Raw genomic sequence first — 2,712 nt, forward strand, 5'->3', positions numbered from 1 at the left:
GCTGAGGAAGTCGGCGAGCTTCTCAAACTCCTTTTTCTCAAGATAGAGGCTCATGAGCATGGCGGTTGCCCTTTTCTTTTCCTTCTTACCGCCGATCTTTATTACCTCCTTGAGCATCTCCTCCTTCCTGACAGGGTTCTCCTCAATTTCGGCGAGCTTGAGCATCGCTCTTGGTCTGTAAGCCTCAAGTTCAAGGAGTTCCTCAAGTATCTTCTTAGCCTCCTCCTTCTTTCCCTCCTTCAGGTAGAGGGAAGCAAGCTGGTACTTGAGATCGGGTATCATAGGTGAGCCCGGGAACTTGCTCTCAAACTCAACTATAAGCCTCTCAAGGTCACCGCTCGGCTTCTGAAGCTCAATCTGTGCTAAGGCGAGGGTTGCATCGGTAGCCTCCGGAGAGTCAGGGTAGAGGCTGAGTATCTCCTTATAGAGCATCCGTGCGTTGTCGTAGTTCCCGAGGTTGTAGTATGAGTCCGCTATCCTCAACATAGCTCTGCTCTTGAGGGCTTCCTCCTTTAAGAGCTTCTTAAAGTAGCTGATAGCCTCTCTGTATTTCCCCTCTATAAAGTAGCTCATTCCCAAGAGGTATATCTCTTCGGGGCTTTCCTGGGTCAGGAACTTTCGGGCGAGCCCACCCATCCCTAAGGATATGGCTGCCTTTGCCTTTAGCAGCCTCTCCTTGAGGCTCTTCGTGTCCTTAAGAGTCTTAAGGACCTCTTCATACCTGCCCGCATTGAAGAGAGCTATCGCTCTATGGTAGGGGTCTTTGAATAGCCTGTAGGCACTGAGCCAGTCCCCCTTCCTGAAGCTTAGCCAACCCATGTACTCCCGGTACAGGTCTGGATAGGAGCTTTCAATGTCTTTGAGTACCTTCTCCATCTCCCCGTCCTTGCCGAGCCAGTAGAGGGTCTCTAAGAGCCAGAGGTAGTAGTCCCTGTCCTTGGAGGATACGTTCTTTAGGGAGAGGTACGCCCTCTTGTAGTCCCCCTCCCTTATAGCCGCAAGGGCTGCGAGCATGTGCTCCCCAGCCTTGGTGAGTTCAGCGTAAGCTATCTTATACCTACCCCTGTTGTAAGAGTGTATGCCAGACACTCTGAGAGCTTCCTTAGAGCCCGTAACCTCGTAGGCTATCCTTGAGAGCAAAGGGTCTTTCCCCGATATAAGCAGGAAGAGGTTTTTGGCGAGCTCCTCTTCTGTGGTTTCAAGCAGAGAAGCGTACCTGTAAGCCTCTCTTTCCTTCCCCTTCTTGTAGGCTATCACCCCCAGGTAATAAAGGGCGATGCTTCTGTGCCTGTCCGTGGGTGAGAGATGCCTCCTGAGTATCTCCCCAGACTCAGCGAGCCTATCCTCCTTCAGAAGGACTATAGCCCTGCGAAGCTCCGTGCTCTCCCTGTAATCCTCATCTATCTCGCCTGCGGCGAAGCTCTTTACGTAGGAGCAGTAGTCCTTGAACACGACTCCCTTACAGCTTGGAGAGTTCACCTCACCGGAGGTCCTTATCTCGTACACTATCCTCCAGAGCTCCGGACTTTCGGTCTTTACCGGCTCACCCCTTAGCTTGAAGCTGATCCCGTAAAAGGCTTCACAGGCAGCCTGTTTGTACTGGTGCTGGGCGTTGCAGGAGCTCCTGAGAAACTTCTCAGCCTTTTCAAGCTTACCTTCCCTTGAGTATATGAGACCGAGCACGTACTCAGCCATAGGGCTGAAGGCTGAGCTCTGGACCGTGAGAACGTCAAGCATCCTGCTTTCAGCCTTCTTGAGTTCACCCTTCAGGTAGTACTTCACGCCCGCTGTGTAGTAAGACCTGTCCTTGGGTCCCCCACAACCTCCCCCTTCCTTGGGAGCCTCTATCTTCATCTCCTCAATCCTGTGGGGGGGTTCAAGGAGCCTGCCCGACAGGTCAAGGTAGGAGAGGGAGGAGCTCACATCTATCTTGTCCGGTGGGAGGAGCTTGGGCTTGTCCTCCAGGACCCTCCCGACCACCTTGACTTTAAGGCTTATGCTCTCGCTGAGGGGCTGTCCAAAGGTCAGAGCTATAAGTATCAGAAGGCTAAAGAGCCCTGTGAGCTTCAACATACAACTCCCCCAGATGGCAGGTTATGTTCAGCTTTTGAAGGACGTTCCTCTCTTCCTCCATGAGGACTACGGAGTAGGAAGCGTTGTCGCAACCAAAACTCCAGAACTTTGTCAGTTCAACCTCTAAGAGGGCGCAGTACATGCACCTTATAGGTACTGTGTGGGAAACGACGGCAACCGTCTCCTCCCTGTGCCTCTCCTTTATATCCTGAAGGAAGTCCTTCACCCTTTCGTAAACGTCCTGGAGGCTCTCACCGCCCTCAAACTTCACCTTATGGGGCTCCTCTATCCATAGGCGGAACTCCTCAGGGAACCTTTCCCTTACCTCCTCAACGAGCATACCCGACCAGTTCCCGTGGTCTATCTCTATGACCCTCTCCTCCTTGTGGAGCGGAGCTCCAAGTTTCTGGGCTATTATCTTAGCGGTCTCATAGGTCCTCTTGAGAGGGGAGGTGTATATGCGAGATATGTTCTCCTTCTTAAGCTCTGAAGCGAGAGCTTCAGCCTGAAGCCTCCCCCTCTGGGTCAGGTCCGGGTCAAGGAGTCCCTGATAGCGACCGATAGGATTCCATTGGCTTTCCGCATGTCTGACAACCACGAGCTTTAGCATCTGTAGGCTTCATATTTTATCACAGGGTA

2 protein-coding genes are annotated in these 2,712 nt (G+C 52.4%); both read right to left on the reverse strand.

Features of this window, described 5'->3' with window-relative positions; all coding sequences use genetic code 11:
• Positions 1-2,073, reverse strand: a 2,073-nt coding sequence (locus AC1HCM_RS02965; RefSeq protein WP_479460288.1) for a tetratricopeptide repeat protein, incomplete at its 3' end; no start/stop codon positions are given.
• Positions 2,048-2,683: a phosphoserine phosphatase PspA gene (pspA, locus tag AC1HCM_RS02970; RefSeq protein WP_479460289.1), complete on the reverse strand. Its 636-nt coding sequence runs from the start codon at positions 2,681-2,683 to the stop codon at positions 2,048-2,050. The genes pspA and AC1HCM_RS02965, both read right to left, overlap by 26 nt.
• Between the last annotated feature and the right edge of the window lie 29 nt (positions 2,684-2,712).

The organism is Hydrogenivirga sp. (assembly GCF_056450045.1).

Excerpts from the sequence above, each read along its gene's own strand:
- pspA (WP_479460289.1), bottom strand. The coding sequence starts at position 2,683 with ATGCTAAAGCTCGTGGTTGTCAGACATGCGGAAAGCCAATGGAATCCT.